Below are 15,757 nucleotides of genomic sequence, written 5' to 3' on the forward strand. Positions count from 1 at the left end.
CCATGTCCAAACCCCTCCCCGAGGACGATGAGTCCCATCCCGATTATGTCAGCGCCCTGGCGGCCGGCTGGTTGCCGATTCGCGAAGTGGCCCGGCAAACCGGCGTCAACGCCGTCACCCTGCGCGCCTGGGAACGCCGCTATGGCCTGATCGTGCCCCATCGCACGGCCAAGGGGCACCGGCTGTTCTCCGCCGACCACGTGCAACGTATCCAGGCCATCCTGACCTGGCTGAACCGCGGTGTGGCGGTGCGCCAGGTCAAGCAATTGCTCGATGCACCGCAACCTCCTGTCGAGGTACCGGAAAACGACTGGCACCGCTTGCACCAGGAACTGATCCAGGCCATTGGCAACCTGGACGAACGCCAGGTCGACGACCGCTTCAACCAGGCGATGTCGCTGTACCCGCCACGCACCGTCTGCGAGCAACTGCTGATGCCACTGCTGGCCGAACTCGAACAGCGCTGGCAAGGCCAGTTCGGTGGACAGATGGAACGGTCGTTCTTCTACTCCTGGCTACGCAGCAAGCTGGGCGCACGCATCTATCACAACAACCGTCAGCTCAGGGGCCAGCCACTGCTATTGGTCAATCAGTCGGACCTGCCACTCGAACCGCATCTCTGGCTCACAGCCTGGCTGGCCAGCAGCGCGGACTGCCCGGTGGAAGTCTTCGACTGGCCGGTGCCGCCCGGTGAATTGGCCCTGGCGGTCGAGCAGATCAAGGCTCGCGCACTGCTCCTGTACTCCAGCAAGACCCTGAACCTGGCGACCTTGCCCAGACTGATCAACGGGATCGAGACACCGATACTGATCGCCGGTGCCTCGGTGTGCATCCATGCCAGCGAGCTGTCCGCCTGTACCGACGAATATCCCGGCCTGAGCCTCGCCCAGGACCCGCTTGCGGCCTGCCAGGGCCTGACCCGGCTCGGCCTGCTCTGAAGCCCCCAAGGAATGACTATGCAATTGTTCTGGCTGCGCACCGACCTGCGCCTGCATGACAACACCGCCCTGAGCGCCGCGGCTCGCAGCGGACCCACGGTGGCGGTGTATCTGCTCACCCCCGGACAATGGCTGGCCCATGACGACGCGCCCTGCAAGATCGACTTCTGGCTGCGCAACCTGCGGGAGCTGGGCCAGGCGCTGGCCGAGCTGAACATTCCACTACTGGTTCGCCAGGCGGACACCTGGGACCAGGCTCCTGCCGTCCTGCTTGAGCTGTGCCAATCCCTCGGGATCGATGCGATACACGTCAACGAAGAGTACGGCGTGCATGAAACCCGCCGCGACCGTGCCGTGGCCAAGGCCGTCGAAGCCCAGGGCATCGATTTCCACAGCCATCTCGACCAGTTGTTCTTCCGTCCCGGCAGTGTACTGACCCGTACCGGCGGCTACTTCCAAGTGTTCAGCCAGTTCCGCAAGGTCTGCTACAGCCGTCTGCACGGCGCCTTGCCGACGCTGGTTCCAGCACCTGCGGCACAGGCGTCACTGTCACTGCGCAGTGACCCTATTCCCACCGCGATCGACGGCTTTGCCAGCCCCAGCCAGGCCCTGCGCGACCTCTGGCCTGCCGGTGAAGACGAAGCCCGGCGGCGCCTGGAAAGCTTCGCCGACCAGCAGATCGACTACTACCAGGGTGAACGGGACTTCCCGGCCAAGCCCGGCACCAGCCAGCTCTCCGCCTATCTCGCCGCCGGCGTGGTCTCACCACGACAGTGCCTGCATGCGGCGCTGCAAAGCAACCAGGGCGAATTCGACAGCGGCAATGTCGGCGCCGTCACCTGGATCAACGAACTGCTCTGGCGCGAGTTCTACAAACATATCCTGGTCGGTTATCCACGGGTCTCGCGCCATCGCGCGTTCCGCCCGGAGACCGAGGCCCTGGCCTGGCGCCACGCACCGCAAGACCTGGAGGCCTGGCAACAAGGCCGTACCGGCCTGCCGATCATCGACGCCGCCATACGCCAGTTGCTCGACACCGGCTGGATGCACAACCGCCTGCGCATGGTGGTGGCGATGTTCCTGACCAAGAACCTGCTGATCGACTGGCGCGAAGGCGAACGCTTCTTCATGCGCCACCTGATCGACGGCGACCTGGCAGCCAACAACGGCGGCTGGCAGTGGAGTTCGTCCACCGGCACCGATTCGGCGCCCTACTTCCGCATTTTCAATCCGATCAGCCAATCGCAGAAATTCGACAGCGAGGGGCTGTTCATCAAACGCTGGCTGCCGGAACTGGCGGCACTGAACAAAAAGGACATACACAACCCGGCCGCCCTCGGTGGCCTGTTCGGCATTGCCGGTTATCCACAGCCGATCGTCGACCTGGCCAGCAGCCGCGAACGCGCCCTGGCCGCCTTCAAGAGCCTGCCATCCCGCCAAGAGCCCGGAGGCCCGCATGAGTGAGTTCCTCTGCGATTTCGCCCAGCGTTTTTGCGCCTTGGACAAGCACAACCTGGACCTGCTCGACGACCTCTACAGCGTCGACGTGCACTTCACCGACCCGCTGCACGACGTCCGCGGCCGCCCGGAGCTACGGCGCTATTTCGCTGATTTGTACAGCAATGTCAGCGAAGTTGAGTTCAATTTCCACGCTTTCGACCAAATTTGCCAGGGCGAAGGCTACCTGCGCTGGAACATGAGCTACCGTCATCCGAGACTGTCAGGGGGCAGACCGATCCACGTCGAGGGCTGTTCCCACCTGTTGTGGATCGAAAAGGTCTACCGTCATCGCGATTACTTCGATGCTGGCGCCCTGCTCTACGACCACCTGCCGTTATTGGGCTGGGCCACCGCCTGGCTGAAAAGGAGAATGACATGAGCACGAAGCTCACCCACCGGATCTGGCTGACCGGAGCCAGCAGCGGTATTGGCGCGGCCATCGCCGAAGTGCTGCTCAAGGGCGGCGCCCAACTGGCCGTCAGCGCACGCAACAGCGAAGCCCTCGAAGCCCTCGCCGGGCGTTATCCGGGCCAGGTACTCGCGGTCCCCGGTGACCTGACCGATAGCCAGCAGGTGCGTGAAATCGGCAAGCGCATCAAACAGGCCTGGGGCGCCCTCGATACCGTGATTCTCAACGCCGGGACCTGTGAATACGTCGATGCCCGGGAGTTCGACGCCGCAGTCATCGAACGGGTGGTACGCACCAACCTGCTCGCCAGCAGCTACTGCATCGAGACCGCCCTGCCGCTGCTGCGGGCCGGCAACCGGCCGCACCTGGTCGGCATCGCCAGTGCCGTTACCTTCCTGCCACTGCCCCGCGCCGAAGCCTATGGGGCCTCGAAAGCCGGCATGCGGTATCTGTTCGAGTCGTTGCGCATCGACCTGGCCCACGAGGGAATCGATGTCACCCTTGTCAGCCCCGGCTTCGTCGACACCCCGCTGACCCGCAAGAATGATTTCCCCATGCCGCTGAGCTGGCCCGCCGACAAGGCTGCCGAGCACATTTGCGAGAGGCTGCCCAAGCGACCGCTGGAAATTTCCTTTCCGGCACTGTTCATGGCCGGGCTCTGGCCGCTGTCACTCCTGCCCCGACGCCTGCAGCTGGCAATCGGCAAGCGCATGGCGCGCAACGGCCAGCAGACCGAGGACCGTTCATGAGGATCGCCCTGATCGGCAGCGGCATCTCCGGCCTGACCTGCGCCTACCTGCTCAACCGGCAGCATTCGATCACCCTGTTCGAAGCGGCCGACTGGATCGGCGGCCACACTCACACGGTCGACGTCACGGTCGCCGGGCAGCACCATGCCATCGATACCGGCTTCATCGTTTTCAACGACTGGACCTACCCGAACTTCATCCGCCTGCTCGGCCAACTCGGCGTCAGCCACAAGCCCACCGAGATGAGTTTTTCGGTGCACGACCCGGCGACCCGCCTGGAATACAACGGCAACACCCTCGACAGCCTGTTCGCCCAACGCCGCAACCTGCTCTCGCCAGCCTTCTGGGGCATGCTGCGCGATATCCTGCGCTTCAATCGCCAGGCCCTCGACGACCTCGAGCAGCAGCGTATCGCCGCCGACACCACCCTCGGCACCTATCTGCGCGAGCGCCGCTACGGCGAACGTTTCATCCAGCACTACATCGTGCCGATGGGCGCGGCCATCTGGTCGATGTCACTGGCGGACATGCTCGGTTTCCCCTTGCAGTTCTTCGTCCGTTTCTTCAAGAACCATGGCCTGCTGTCGGTCAACGACAGGCCGCAATGGCGGGTGATCGAGGGCGGCTCCAGTCGTTATATAGCGCCGCTGACCGCCAGCTTTCGCGAGAGCATCCGCCTGAACTGCCCGGTGACTCAAGTCGAGCGCGACGAACAAGGCGTCGTTATCCACAGCGCCGCCGGCAGCGAGCGCTTCGACAAGGTGGTGTTCGCCTGCCACAGCGACCAGGCCCTCAGACTGCTGGCCGAGCCCAGTGCCACCGAACGGCAGATCCTCGGCGCCCTGCCCTACGCCGACAACGAGGTGGTGCTGCATACCGATACCCGTCTGCTGCCGGAGCGCCAGTTGGCCTGGGCCAGTTGGAACTATCGCCTCGGCGGCCAGCGCCAGGCGGCGGTGACCTACAACATGAACATCCTCCAGGGCATCGCCAGCGATACCACCTTCTGCGTCAGCCTCAACCAGACGGCGGATATCGACCCAGGCAAGGTCCTGGCCCGCTACACCTACGCCCATCCGCAGTACAGCCTGGCCTCCATCGCCGCACAGCAACGCTGGGCGGAGTTACATGGCGATCGTCATACCTACTATTGCGGCGCCTACTGGGCCAACGGCTTCCACGAGGATGGCGTCAACAGCGCCCTGCGGGTCGCCGAAGCCTTTGGGGAACGGCTGTGAACAGCGCCCTGTACAGCGGCTGGATCAGCCACCGGCGCTTCGCTCCCCGTCGCCATGCCTTCCGCTATCGGATCGGCCTGCTGTACCTGGACCTCGCCGAACAGGACAGTGTGCTTGGCCTTTCAACGTTGGCCGGCCGCAGCCGCTTCGCCCCGTTCGCCTGGCGCGAGACCGACTACCTGTGCGCCTTCACCCGCCAGGGCATGCCGCTGATTGACGCGGTACGCCAGCAGGTCGCCCAGGCCCTCGGCCAGGCTCCGCAAGGCGCAGTACGCCTGCTGACCCAACCACGCAGTTGGGGGCTGTCGTTCAACCCGGTGAGTTTCTTCTACTGCTTCGACCGCGACGAGCGCCTGGCGGCGATTCTCTGCGAAGTGACCAATACGCCGTGGGGCGAGCGCTACCACTACGTGCTCGCCGCCAATGGTGAAGGCCATCAGCATGTCACGGCCGCCAAGTCCTTCCACGTCTCGCCGTTCCTGCCCCGCGACCTGCAATACCGCATGAGTTTCAGCCAGCCGACCGAACGGCTCGGCGTCCACATGGCCGACTGGCAGGGCGAATTGAAGCTATTCGATGCCACCCTCGACCTGCAACGCGAGCCCCTCAGCCGCGCCAGCCTGCACCGCTATCTGTGGCACTTCCCCTGGATGAGCGCCAAGACCTGCCTGTCGATCTATTGGCAGGCCCTGCGCCTGCTGCTCAAGCGCACACCGATTTTCTCCCATCAGGCTGCCGATGGCGCCTTCAGCATTGCCACCGCGCAACACGAGGAACAACGTCATGAGAAGCCCTAGCCTGGTGACCCGGAGCAACCTGTGGAGCGCCAACCAACTGACCACCGGCCTATTGCGCCGCGGCGTGCTGCGCCACCTGGGTTCACTGCGTCACGGCCAGTTGCTGGTGATCGAGGACGGCGAGCGCCAACTGTTCGGCCAGCCCGGCGGCCTGCTGGGGGAGATCCATATCCAGGACCCGGCGGCCTGGGGCCTGGTCGCCAGCAACGGCTCGATCGGTGCCGGCGAGGCCTTCATCCATGGCTACTGGACCAGCCCCGACCTGACCGCAGTGGTCCGTGTGTTCGTCAGCAACCTCGACGTGCTCGATGCCATGGAAGGTGGCCTGGCATTGCTCGGGAGACCCTTCATCCAGGCTCTGCACTGGCTCAATCGCAATACCCGCGAAGGCTCGCGCAAGAACATCGCCGCTCACTACGACCTGGGTAACGAACTGTTCGAGCAGTTTCTCGATCCGACCATGATGTACTCGGCGGCGCAGTTCCTCAGCCCCGAAGACAGCCTGGAACAGGCCCAGTTGAACAAACTGGAGCGGATCTGCCAGAAACTCGCGTTGAAGCCGGACGACCATCTGCTGGAAATCGGCACCGGCTGGGGCAGCATGGCCATCCATGCCGCCCAGCACTATGGTTGCAAGGTCACCACCACCACGCTGTCCCGCGAACAATTGGCCTACACCCGGCAACGCGTCGAGGCCCTTGGCCTGCAGGACCGGATAACCCTGCTGCTGGAGGACTACCGGGACCTGACTGGCCAGTACGACAAACTGGTATCCATCGAAATGATCGAAGCGGTCGGCCACCGTTTCCTGCCCGGCTATTTCCAGCAATGCGCCCGCCTGCTCAAGGACGATGGCCTGATGCTGCTGCAGTCGATCACTATCCGTGAACAACGTTACGAGCAGGCGAAAAACAGCGTCGATTTCATCCAGCGCTACATCTTTCCAGGCGGTGCACTGCCCAGCGTCCAGAAGCTCCTCGAAACCGTCGGACAACACACCGACATGAACCTGCTGCACATGGAAGACTTCGGCCTACACTATGCGCGCACCCTGCGCCTGTGGCACGAGAACTTCCAACTGGCCCATGGTCGCCTGGGCGAGCTGGGCTACGACGAGCATTTCCTGCGCCTGTGGGAGTTCTACCTGTGTTATTGCGAGGGCGGTTTTCTCGAACGCACGCTGGGTAATGCGCAATTGCTGCTGGCCAAGCCGGCGGCGCGCCCGCAGCCGCTGCTCGGGCGCCTCCCAGGCTGAGCGAGGATCCGCTACAGGGGCATGGTGTAATGCAGGGCGTAGCTCTCGGTACCGTCATTCGGCTGGCGGATGCCGGCATTGGAATAGTGGGTGGCGCGGATACCCAGCTCATGTCCTCCGGCAAAACGCAGGCCGAAACCGATGCGATCCTCGAACTGGAAAGACGATCCCAGCTTGTTGTCCTCGATTTCCGTATGGGCGAACGCCGCAACACCAATCCCGGCCTCGATGTAGGGTTTCACCGACGCCCCGGAAAACTCGTACACGAACACCGGCGAGAACGACAGGCTGTGGTTGCTCGCTGCCGTGTCGCCATCCCAGTAGGTGTAGGCACCGCTCCAGTAGCCGGTCAGGCGACCGACATCACTTTGCAGCCAGCTCTTGTCCCAATCCCATTGCAGGCCCAGGCGATAGGCCTGGGTCGAATCGCTGGTCTGGCCGACCGAGAACTCGACTCCAGCCGCTTGTGCCGTCACGCCATACACCAGGGTCGCAGCCGTCAACGCGGCCAGACAAAGCAATCGCTTCATCAGAAATGTCCTATTTCAAATGGATGTTTTACAGCGAGAAAGACATCCAATAGAAATGCGGCGTGCGGCAGAAGTTCAGCGAATTTGCAGGAATTTTCCTAGCGATCGAAGCGTTCCACGGCGCCCGGCTTATTCCATAGCATCGGCAGGATGTTTCCGAGGTGATGGGGATCAGCACTGCTCCAGAACCTTGCCTCGCGGGCAGGCCCCGAGGACAGCAGGTCGCGGGCCTGCAGCAGGCGCTGCAGTTGCCGGGCCACGGCAGCGCCGGTATCGATCAGGCTGATGGAAGCGGGAACCATCTCCAGCAGCAGCGGCTTGAGAAACGGATAGTGGGTGCAACCAAGAATGATCGTGTCGCAACCGGCCGCCAGCAACGGCTCGACATAGCTGGCCAGCAACTGGCGCAAGGCCGGGCTGTGCAGGTCGCCCGCCTCGATCATCTCCACCAGCCCCGGACAGGGCTGGGTGACCACTCGCACATCGCTGGCGAAGCGGTCGAGCAAGGCGGCGAACTTGGCACTCTGCAAGGTGCCTGTGGTGGCCAGCACCCCGACCACTCCACTGCGGGTGGCGGCGGCGGCCGGCTTGACCGCAGGTTCCATGCCCACCAGCGGCCAGTCCGGATAACGCTGGCGCAGGTCGGCGACGCCAGCAACGGTCGCGGTGTTGCAGGCAATCACCAGCGCCTTGGCGCCCTGCTCGCGCAGGAAGTCGGCAATCACCTCACAACGCTGGCGAATGTATTCAGGGCTTTTTTCGCCATAGGGGATATGCCCACAGTCGGCAACGTACAGCAGCGACTCATTGGGCAGCAGGGCATGGATTTCATTGAGCACCGACAGGCCGCCGACACCCGAGTCGAACACCCCGATCGGCGCCTCACGCATGGCGGCTGCCACAGACGGCACACTGCGGGTCGCGCTTGACCCGCAATTCACGGAATCGGCTACCCAGGGCATCGACCAGCAGCAGGCGACCCACCAGCGGTTCGCCGAAACCGGCCAGCAGCTTCAGGGCCTCCAGGGCTTGCAGACTGCCGACCAGGCCCACCAGCGGGCCGACCACACCGGCCTCGCTGCAGGTCAATTCAGCCTCGCTGCCATGGCCGTACAGGCAGTGGTAGCACGGGCTCTCGGCCCGGCGCGGGTCGAATACCGACAATTGGCCTTCCAGGCGTATCGCCGCACCACTGACCAGCGGCTTGCCAGCAGCCACGCAAGCGGCATTGACCGCCTCGCGGGTGGCAAAGTTGTCGCAGCAGTCCAGTACCAGGTCGACGCCGGCGATGACCGCCGCCAGGCTGTCTTCATCCAGGGCCTGGCGATGAGCGACCAGGCGCACCTCGGGGTTGAGCGCGGTCAGCCGGCGCAGCGCCGAATCGACCTTGCTAGCGCCAACGCTGTCGGTATCGTGGATGATCTGGCGTTGCAGGTTGGTCAGGTCGACGCTGTCGAAATCCGCCAGGTGCAACTCGCCCACACCGGCGGCGGCCAGGTACAGCGCCACCGGAGCGCCCAGGCCACCCAGGCCGACGACCAGTACCCGACTGTGTTTCAGGCGCAACTGGCCGTCGATATCGACCTGTCGCAACAGGATCTGCCGGCTATAGCGCAACAGCTCCTGGTCGTTCAGCACGCTAGCTGTCCCAGGCTGATACGCTGGTGGCCGCCCAGGTCGGTGCGGCTGTGCACCTCGCTGAAACCCTGCGCCGCCAGCAGTTCGCGAACGGCTTCGGCCTGGTCGTAACCGTGTTCGAGCAGCAGCCAGCCACCGTTTTCGAGGTGTGCGGGCGCCTGGGCGATGATCGTGCGCAGGTCATCCAGGCCGTCGGCCCCGGCGATCAGCGCACTGGCCGGCTCGAAACGCACGTCACCCTCGGCCAGGTGCGGGTCGGCTGCGGCGATGTAGGGCGGGTTGCTGATGATCAGTTGAAAGCGCTGGCCTTCGAGGGCACTGAACCAGTGGCTGTGCAGCACGGTGGCGTTGTCCAGGCCCAGGCGCTGGCGATTGCGCTCGGCCAGGGCCACGGCTTCCGGCACACGATCCACTGCGGTGACCCGCCAGCCCGGACACTCGTTGGCCAGGGCCAGGGCGATCGCGCCGGTACCGGTGCCGAGGTCGAGCACCTTCGCCGGGGTCGCCGGCAGCAGTTCGAGAGCGGCTTCCACCAACAGTTCGGTATCCGGGCGCGGAATCAGGGTATGGGGCGCGACTTCCAGGTCGAGCTTCCAGAAGCCCTGCTGACCGAGGATGTAGGCCACCGGCTCACCACCGCGACGGCGCTGGAGGAAATCGGCGAAGGCCAGCGCGTCTTCGCTGCTGACGATCTTTTCCGGCCAGGTGTGCAGGTAACTGCGGGACTTGCCCAGAGCCGCCGCCAACAGCAACTCGGCGTCCAGACGCGCAGTCGGTGAATCAGGCAATTCGGCGGCGCGCAGCAGGCTGGCAATAATAGTCATTCAATCACCCAGTGCCGCCAGTTGGTCGGCCTGGTACTCGGCCAGCAACGGCTCGATCACCGCCTCGACACCACCGGCCATGATTTCATCCAGGGAGTACAAGGTCAGGTTGACGCGATGGTCAGTGACCCGGCCCTGGGGGAAGTTATAGGTACGGATGCGCTCGGAGCGATCGCCCGAGCCCACCAGCAGCTTGCGCTCGCTGGCAATCGCGTTGGCGGCGGCGCTGGTCTGCTGGTCGTTGAGCTTGGCCGACAGCCAGGCCATGGCCCGCGCCCGGTTCTTGTGCTGGGAACGCTCTTCCTGGCACTCGACCACGATCCCGGAAGGAATGTGGGTGATCCGGATCGCCGAATCGGTCTTGTTCACGTGCTGGCCACCGGCGCCCGAGGAGCGATAGGTATCGATGCGCAGGTCCGCCGGGTTGATCTCGATGGCTTCCTGTTCGTCCGGCTCGGGCAATACCGCCACGGTACAGGCCGACGTGTGGATACGACCCTGGGACTCGGTGGCCGGCACACGCTGGACGCGATGGGCGCCCGACTCGAACTTCAGCTTGCCATAGACATTCTCGCCCTCGACCCGGGCGATGACCTCTTTATAGCCGCCATGCTCGCCTTCGCTTTCCGAGAGGATTTCCACCCGCCAGCCGCGTTTCTCGGCATACCGCGAGTACATGCGAAACAGGTCGCCGGAGAAGATCGCCGCCTCGTCGCCACCGGTACCGGCACGGATTTCGAGGAACACGTTGCGCCCGTCGTTAGGGTCCTTGGGCAACAGCATGCGCTGCAGGGTGGACTCCAGCTCGACCAGTTGTTCCTTGGCCTCGCGAGCTTCCTCGACCGCCATCTCGCGCAGGTCCGGGTCGCTGTCCTTGAGCAGCGCCTGGGCACCCTCGAGGTCCGACTGCACCTTCAGCACCTGCTGGTAGGCAGCGACAATCGGCTCGACCTCGGCGTATTCCTTGGAATAGGCGCGGAACTTGGCCTGGTCGGAAATGACCTCACCATCGCCCAACAAGGCGGTCAGTTCCTCGAAACGGTCCTGGAGGACGTCCAGTTTTTTCAGCAGTGACGCTTTCATTGCGGTTTTTTATCCGAAAAGCTATCCGATGAGCCCTCACCGAGGGCAAAGAGTTCCTGCGCCATGGCCAGCGCATCGAGACGGCCTTCGGCGGACAACTTCTTCAGTTGCACACTGGGCGCATGCATCAACTTGTTGGTCAGGCCCCGGGCCAGTTGCATCAGCACCTCCTCGGCGCTGTTGCCGTTGGCCAGCAGACGCTGGGCCTTTTGCAATTCTTCGTCACGCAGGCGTTCGCTCTGCTGGCGGTAGGCACGCAATACATCCACGGCGGCCAGCTCGCGCAGGCGAGCCATGAAATCGTCGACCCCACTGCTGACCAGTTCTTCGGCGGCTTGCGCAGCGCCCTGGCGGCTCTTGAGGTTTTCGGCGACCACTTCGTGAAGATCGTCGACGGTATAGAGGTAAACGTCATCCAACTCGCCGACTTCCGGCTCGATATCGCGAGGGACGGCGATATCCACCATGAAGATCGGCTTGTGCTTGCGCAGCTTCAGCGCACTTTCCACCGCACCCTTGCCGAGGATCGGTAGCTGACTGGCCGTGGAGCTGATCACGATGTCACTGTGCACCAGTTCCTGCGGGATGTCGGCCAGCAGCACGGCATGGGCACCAAACTCCTCGGCGAGGATCTTCGCCCGCTCCAGGGTCCGGTTGGCCACCACGATACGCTTCACGCCCTGTTCATGCAGGTGGCGGGCAACCAGGGTGATGGTCTCGCCGGCGCCGATCAGCAGTGCGGTGCTGCGCTGCAGGTCGCTGAAAATCTGCTTCGCCAGGCTGACAGCGGCAAATGCCACCGAAACCGGGTTCTCACCGATGGCGGTGTCTGTGCGCACCTGCTTGGCCGCGCTGAAGGTGGCCTGGAACAGCCGCCCGAGCAGCGGACCGACGGTGCCGGCCTCGCGCGCCACGGCGTAGGCCGACTTCATCTGGCCGAGAATCTGCGGTTCGCCAAGCACCAGCGAGTCCAGCCCGGAGGCGACGCGCATCATGTGACGAACGGCCGCATCGTCCTCGTGCACATAGGCACTGGCGCGCAGCTCCTCCAGGCTCAGGTGGTGATAATCGGCCAGCCAGCGCAGTACCGTCTCCGCCGCCAGGTGGTCCTGCTCTATATACAGCTCGCTGCGATTGCAGGTGGAGAGGATCGCGGCTTCCCGGCTGTCGGTCAGGCGGCAGAGCTGCTGCAGCGCCTCCACCAGTTGCTCGGGAGTGAACGCCACGCGCTCGCGCACGTCTACGGAGGCCGTCTTGTGGTTGATGCCGAGTGCGAGGAAGGCCATTCAAGGTCGCTGATGATGTCGAGAAGCCGACAATTGTCCTACTTCACCCGGTTCAGAACAACCACCGCCGACTATTGTCATAACGGAACGTTGCTATTAATGCCCCCGGTGAGCGGTCTCGGGTATGGTTCTGCCCACCGCTTGTGTCATGATGGCCCGACCGCAGGTTAGTTGCCCTTCTCCCATATGAATAGATCGTCCGCGTTGCTTCTTGCTTTTGTCTTCCTCAGCGGCTGCCAGGCCTTGGCTCCCGTGTCGCCAGGCCCTACGCCAGCGGCCGAGGAAACCACGGCGGCCCCGGAAAAGCCCAAGGTCTACGGATCCTTCAGTGAAGACACGGTCTTCAGCCTGCTGAGCGCGGAGCTGGCCGGCCAGCGAAATCGCTTCGATATCGCCCTGGACAACTACGTCACCCAGGCGATCAATACCCAGGACCCGGGCATTTCCGAACGGGCCTTCCGCATCGCCGAGTACCTGGGCGCCGACCAGGCCGCCCTCGACACCTCGCTGATCTGGGCGAAAAACGCCCCGGACGACCTCGAGGCGCAACGCGCGGCTGCGATCCAGCTGGCCCGCAGCGGGCGTTATGACGAATCCATGGTCTATATGGAGAAGGTCCTGCAGGGCAAGGGCGATACCCATTTCGACTTCCTCGCCCTGTCGGCCGCCGATACCGACCAGGACACCCGCAACGGCCTGATGAAAAGCTTCGACCGCCTGCTGGTCAAGCACCCGAAGAACAGCCAGCTGATTTTCGGCAAGGCCCTGCTGCTGCAACAGGACGGCGACAACCAGGGCGCCCTGACACTGCTGGAGAACAATCCGCCGGAAGACGGCGAGATCGCCCCGCTGCTGTTGCGCGCACGCCTGCTGCAGAACCTCAATCGTGGCAAGGAAGCGATTCCGCTGCTGGAAAAAAGCATCAAGAAATACCCGGATGACAAGCGCCTGCGCCTGACCTATGCACGCATGCTGGTCGAACAGGACCGCATGGCCGATGCCAAGGTGCAGTTCTCCAGCCTGGTCCAGCAGTACCCGGAAGACGACGAACTGCGTTTCTCCCTGGCGCTGGTCTGCCTGGAAGCCAAGGCCTGGGACGAGGCCAAGGGTTACCTCGAGGAACTGATCGCCCGCGACAGCCACGTCGACTCCGCCCACCTCAACCTGGGGCGTATCGCCGAAGAGAAGGACGACCCGCAAGGCGCACTGCAGGAGTACGAACAAGTCGGGGCGGGCAATGACTACCTGCCGGCGCAACTGCGCCAGGCCGATATCCTGGTTACCAGCGGCCGCGGCGCCGAAGCCTCGAAACGACTCGCCGCTGCGCGTGACGAACAGCCGGACTACGCGATCCAGCTGTACCTGATCGAAGCCGAGATTTTCTCCGCCAACAACAAGGGCGACCAGGCCTGGAAAGTCCTGCAGCAGGCCCTGTTGCAGTATCCGGACGATCTCAACCTGCTCTATACCCGGGCCATGCAGGCGGAAAAACGCAATGACCTGGCCCAGATGGAAAAGGACCTGCGGGCGATTCTCAAGCGCGAGCCGGACAACGCCATGGCGCTCAATGCCCTGGGCTACACATTGTCGGATCGCACCACGCGCTACGCCGAAGCCAAGGAACTGATCGAAAAAGCCCATCAACTGAACCCGGAAGATCCCGCCGTACTCGACAGCCTTGGCTGGGTCAATTTCCGCCTGGGCAACCTCGATGAAGCCGAGCGCCTGCTGCGCCAGGCCCTGGAACGCTTCCCCGATCAGGAAGTGGCAGCCCACCTGGGCGAAGTCCTGTGGGCCAATGGCAAGCAGGGTGAAGCCCGGAAAATCTGGGGCAAGTTCCTCAAGGACCAGCCCGACAGCCCAATCCTGCGTGGCACCATCAAACGCCTGACCGGTTCCGAGACTCTTTAATCTTATGTTCCTGCGCCACCTCGTTGTTTTCAGCCTGATCGCCCTGCTCGCCGGTTGTGCGGGCTTCGGCGCCCGTGAGTCCGTCGAGGGCCACGGCGACCCGGCCCTGTGGGCCAGCCACAAGCAGCAGTTGAGCAGCCTCGACGGCTGGCAGATCAACGGCAAGGTCGGTATCCGCGCGCCCAAGGATTCCGGCAGCGGCACGCTGTTCTGGCTGCAGCGCCAGGATTACTACGACATCCGCCTCTCCGGCCCGCTGGGTCGCGGTGCCGCACGCCTGACCGGACGTCCCGGCCAGGTGTCGCTGGAGGTCGCCAACCAGGGTCGCTACGAGGCCCGGAGCCCCGAAGCCCTGCTGGAAGAACAGCTGGGCTGGAAACTGCCGGTGTCCCACCTGGTCTGGTGGGTCCGCGGCCTGCCCGCGCCCGACAGCAAGAGCCGCCTGGGCCTGGACAACGACAGTCGCCTGGCAACCCTGGAGCAGGATGGCTGGCAGGTCGAGTACCTGAGTTATTCCGAACAGAACGGCTACTGGTTGCCCGAGCGCCTGAAGCTGCATGGCCAGGACCTTGATGTCACCCTCGTGATCAAGGACTGGCAGCCACGCCGGCTGGGGCAATGACATGAGCGCCAGCCAACTGACCTTGCCCGCACCGGCCAAGTTGAACCTGATGCTGCACATCCTCGGGCGCCGGGCCGACGGTTATCACGAGCTGCAGACACTCTTCCAGTTTCTCGACTACGGCGACGAACTGCGCTTCGCCCTGCGCGACGACGGCGTGATCCAACTGCACACCGAATTCGACGGCGTCCCCCACGACAGCAACCTGATCGTGCGCGCAGCGAAAAGACTCCAGGAACAATCCGGCTCGACACTGGGCGCGGACATCTGGATCGACAAGATCCTGCCCATGGGCGGCGGCATCGGCGGTGGCAGTTCGAATGCTGCGACCACCCTGCTCGGCCTGAACCATCTCTGGCAGTTGAACTGGGATGAGGATCGCCTCGCCACCCTGGGCCTGACACTAGGCGCCGACGTACCGGTTTTCGTCCGCGGCCACGCGGCTTTCGCCGAGGGTGTCGGGGAAAAACTCACCCCGGTGGCCCCCGAAGAGCCGTGGTACGTCGTGCTGGTCCCGCAAGTCTCTGTAAGTACAGCAGAAATTTTTTCGGATCCACTGTTGACACGTGACTCCGCGCCCATTAAAGTGCGCCCCGTTCCCGAGGGAAACAGTCGAAATGACTGCTTGCCGGTTGTTTCAAGGCGCTATCCAGAAGTACGTAATGCCTTGAGTTCGCTAGGTAAATTTACCGAAGCGAAATTGACCGGAACTGGAAGTTGTGTGTTTGGGGCCTTCCCAAACAAAGCTGAAGCTGATAAAGTCTCGGCCCTTCTTGCAGAGACCCATACAGGGTTTGTAGCGAAAGGCAGCAACATCTCGATGTTGCACCGAAAGTTGCAAGGTCTGCGCTAGGAATTCGAGTACCAGGTACTCGTAGCAACAGATACAGGGGCGTCGCCAAGCGGTAAGGCAGCAGGTTTTGATCCTGCCATGCGTTGGTTCGAATCCAGCCGCCCCTGCCATTTTCTAATACTCA

16 protein-coding genes and 1 tRNA gene are annotated in these 15,757 nt (G+C 63.5%); 11 read left to right on the forward strand and 6 right to left on the reverse strand.

The genetic code is table 11. The features are described 5' to 3' along the window. Positions 1–2: 2 nt before the first annotated feature. The 7 genes from AC6I6U_RS31890 to AC6I6U_RS31920 are packed head-to-tail and all read left to right on the forward strand — an operon-like array spanning position 3 to position 6,886. Positions 3–938 (forward strand): MerR family transcriptional regulator, encoded by a 936-nt coding sequence (locus AC6I6U_RS31890; RefSeq protein WP_497879898.1) that lies wholly within the window; start codon positions 3–5, stop codon positions 936–938. A gap of 18 nt (positions 939–956) precedes the next feature. Continuing rightward, complete coding sequence (phrB, locus tag AC6I6U_RS31895) at positions 957–2,402, forward strand: deoxyribodipyrimidine photo-lyase (protein ID WP_497879899.1); 1,446 nt, start codon at positions 957–959, stop codon at positions 2,400–2,402. Beyond that, a complete protein-coding gene (locus AC6I6U_RS31900; protein ID WP_497879900.1) occupies positions 2,395–2,817 on the forward strand; it encodes a nuclear transport factor 2 family protein in 423 nt (140 codons plus the stop codon). Before phrB ends, AC6I6U_RS31900 begins: the two co-directional genes overlap by 8 nt. Continuing rightward, the gene (locus AC6I6U_RS31905) at positions 2,814–3,596 is read left to right on the forward strand and encodes an SDR family NAD(P)-dependent oxidoreductase (RefSeq protein WP_497879901.1); all 783 of its coding nucleotides are present in this window, start codon (positions 2,814–2,816) and stop codon (positions 3,594–3,596) included. Before AC6I6U_RS31900 ends, AC6I6U_RS31905 begins: the two co-directional genes overlap by 4 nt. After that, positions 3,593–4,834 carry an NAD(P)/FAD-dependent oxidoreductase gene (locus tag AC6I6U_RS31910; RefSeq protein WP_497879902.1) on the forward strand — a complete coding sequence of 414 codons (1,242 nt, stop codon included), beginning with the start codon at positions 3,593–3,595 and terminating at the stop codon, positions 4,832–4,834. The genes AC6I6U_RS31905 and AC6I6U_RS31910 overlap by 4 nt, the downstream gene beginning before the upstream one ends. Next, entirely contained in the window at positions 4,831–5,631 is an 801-nt protein-coding gene (locus AC6I6U_RS31915; protein ID WP_497879903.1) for a DUF1365 domain-containing protein, read from the forward strand. Before AC6I6U_RS31910 ends, AC6I6U_RS31915 begins: the two co-directional genes overlap by 4 nt. Continuing rightward, complete coding sequence (locus tag AC6I6U_RS31920) at positions 5,618–6,886, forward strand: class I SAM-dependent methyltransferase (RefSeq protein WP_497879904.1); 1,269 nt, start codon at positions 5,618–5,620, stop codon at positions 6,884–6,886. The genes AC6I6U_RS31915 and AC6I6U_RS31920 overlap by 14 nt, the downstream gene beginning before the upstream one ends. Before the next feature lie 11 nt (positions 6,887–6,897). Here AC6I6U_RS31920 and AC6I6U_RS31925 read toward each other — a convergent pair whose 3' ends face one another. From AC6I6U_RS31925 to hemA, 6 genes are all read right to left on the reverse strand, one after another. After that, positions 6,898–7,416 (reverse strand): acyloxyacyl hydrolase, encoded by a 519-nt coding sequence (locus tag AC6I6U_RS31925; RefSeq protein ID WP_497879905.1) that lies wholly within the window; start codon positions 7,414–7,416, stop codon positions 6,898–6,900. 98 nt (positions 7,417–7,514) lie between these two features. Continuing rightward, positions 7,515–8,306 (reverse strand): glutamate racemase, encoded by a 792-nt coding sequence (gene murI / locus AC6I6U_RS31930; protein ID WP_497879906.1) that lies wholly within the window; start codon positions 8,304–8,306, stop codon positions 7,515–7,517. Beyond that, positions 8,299–9,054: a molybdopterin-synthase adenylyltransferase MoeB gene (locus tag AC6I6U_RS31935; RefSeq protein ID WP_497879907.1), complete on the reverse strand. Its 756-nt coding sequence runs from the start codon at positions 9,052–9,054 to the stop codon at positions 8,299–8,301. Before AC6I6U_RS31935 ends, murI begins: the two co-directional genes overlap by 8 nt. Then, positions 9,048–9,878: a peptide chain release factor N(5)-glutamine methyltransferase gene (gene prmC / locus AC6I6U_RS31940; RefSeq protein ID WP_497879908.1), complete on the reverse strand. Its 831-nt coding sequence runs from the start codon at positions 9,876–9,878 to the stop codon at positions 9,048–9,050. Before prmC ends, AC6I6U_RS31935 begins: the two co-directional genes overlap by 7 nt. Next, on the reverse strand, positions 9,879–10,961 hold the full coding sequence (prfA, locus tag AC6I6U_RS31945; protein WP_497879909.1) for a peptide chain release factor 1: 1,083 nt from the start codon (positions 10,959–10,961) through the stop codon (positions 9,879–9,881). Next, positions 10,958–12,247, reverse strand: a complete 1,290-nt coding sequence (gene hemA, locus AC6I6U_RS31950; protein WP_497879910.1) for a glutamyl-tRNA reductase — start codon at positions 12,245–12,247, stop codon at positions 10,958–10,960. Before hemA ends, prfA begins: the two co-directional genes overlap by 4 nt. 186 nt (positions 12,248–12,433) lie before the next feature. On the opposite strand from hemA, the gene AC6I6U_RS31955 reads away from it, so the two are divergent. From AC6I6U_RS31955 to AC6I6U_RS31970, 4 genes are all read left to right on the forward strand, one after another. Further along, positions 12,434–14,158, forward strand: coding sequence for a tetratricopeptide repeat protein (locus AC6I6U_RS31955; RefSeq protein WP_497879911.1), 1,725 nt, complete (start codon positions 12,434–12,436; stop codon positions 14,156–14,158). A gap of 4 nt (positions 14,159–14,162) precedes the next feature. Next, on the forward strand, positions 14,163–14,780 hold the full coding sequence (gene lolB / locus AC6I6U_RS31960; RefSeq protein WP_497879912.1) for a lipoprotein insertase outer membrane protein LolB: 618 nt from the start codon (positions 14,163–14,165) through the stop codon (positions 14,778–14,780). Position 14,781: 1 nt separating this feature from the next. Next, positions 14,782–15,633, forward strand: a complete 852-nt coding sequence (gene ispE, locus AC6I6U_RS31965) for a 4-(cytidine 5'-diphospho)-2-C-methyl-D-erythritol kinase (protein ID WP_497879913.1) — start codon at positions 14,782–14,784, stop codon at positions 15,631–15,633. Between the two features lie 35 nt (positions 15,634–15,668). After that, a tRNA-Gln gene (locus AC6I6U_RS31970) sits at positions 15,669–15,743 on the forward strand. Positions 15,744–15,757 lie beyond the last annotated feature (14 nt).

This window comes from Pseudomonas sp. UTLPPB19802 (genome assembly GCF_059730225.1).

Excerpts from the sequence above, each read along its gene's own strand:
- AC6I6U_RS31890 (WP_497879898.1), top strand. The coding sequence starts at position 3 with ATGTCCAAACCCCTCCCCGAGGACGATGAGTCCCATCCCGATTATGTC.
- phrB (WP_497879899.1), top strand. The coding sequence starts at position 957 with ATGCAATTGTTCTGGCTGCGCACCGACCTGCGCCTGCATGACAACACC.
- AC6I6U_RS31900 (WP_497879900.1), top strand. The coding sequence starts at position 2,395 with ATGAGTGAGTTCCTCTGCGATTTCGCCCAGCGTTTTTGCGCCTTGGAC.
- AC6I6U_RS31905 (WP_497879901.1), top strand. The coding sequence starts at position 2,814 with ATGAGCACGAAGCTCACCCACCGGATCTGGCTGACCGGAGCCAGCAGC.
- AC6I6U_RS31910 (WP_497879902.1), top strand. The coding sequence starts at position 3,593 with ATGAGGATCGCCCTGATCGGCAGCGGCATCTCCGGCCTGACCTGCGCC.
- AC6I6U_RS31920 (WP_497879904.1), top strand. The coding sequence starts at position 5,618 with ATGAGAAGCCCTAGCCTGGTGACCCGGAGCAACCTGTGGAGCGCCAAC.
- AC6I6U_RS31925 (WP_497879905.1), bottom strand. The coding sequence starts at position 7,416 with ATGAAGCGATTGCTTTGTCTGGCCGCGTTGACGGCTGCGACCCTGGTG.
- murI (WP_497879906.1), bottom strand. The coding sequence starts at position 8,306 with ATGCGTGAGGCGCCGATCGGGGTGTTCGACTCGGGTGTCGGCGGCCTG.
- prmC (WP_497879908.1), bottom strand. The coding sequence starts at position 9,878 with ATGACTATTATTGCCAGCCTGCTGCGCGCCGCCGAATTGCCTGATTCA.
- prfA (WP_497879909.1), bottom strand. The coding sequence starts at position 10,961 with ATGAAAGCGTCACTGCTGAAAAAACTGGACGTCCTCCAGGACCGTTTC.
- hemA (WP_497879910.1), bottom strand. The coding sequence starts at position 12,247 with ATGGCCTTCCTCGCACTCGGCATCAACCACAAGACGGCCTCCGTAGAC.
- AC6I6U_RS31955 (WP_497879911.1), top strand. The coding sequence starts at position 12,434 with ATGAATAGATCGTCCGCGTTGCTTCTTGCTTTTGTCTTCCTCAGCGGC.
- lolB (WP_497879912.1), top strand. The coding sequence starts at position 14,163 with ATGTTCCTGCGCCACCTCGTTGTTTTCAGCCTGATCGCCCTGCTCGCC.
- ispE (WP_497879913.1), top strand. The coding sequence starts at position 14,782 with ATGAGCGCCAGCCAACTGACCTTGCCCGCACCGGCCAAGTTGAACCTG.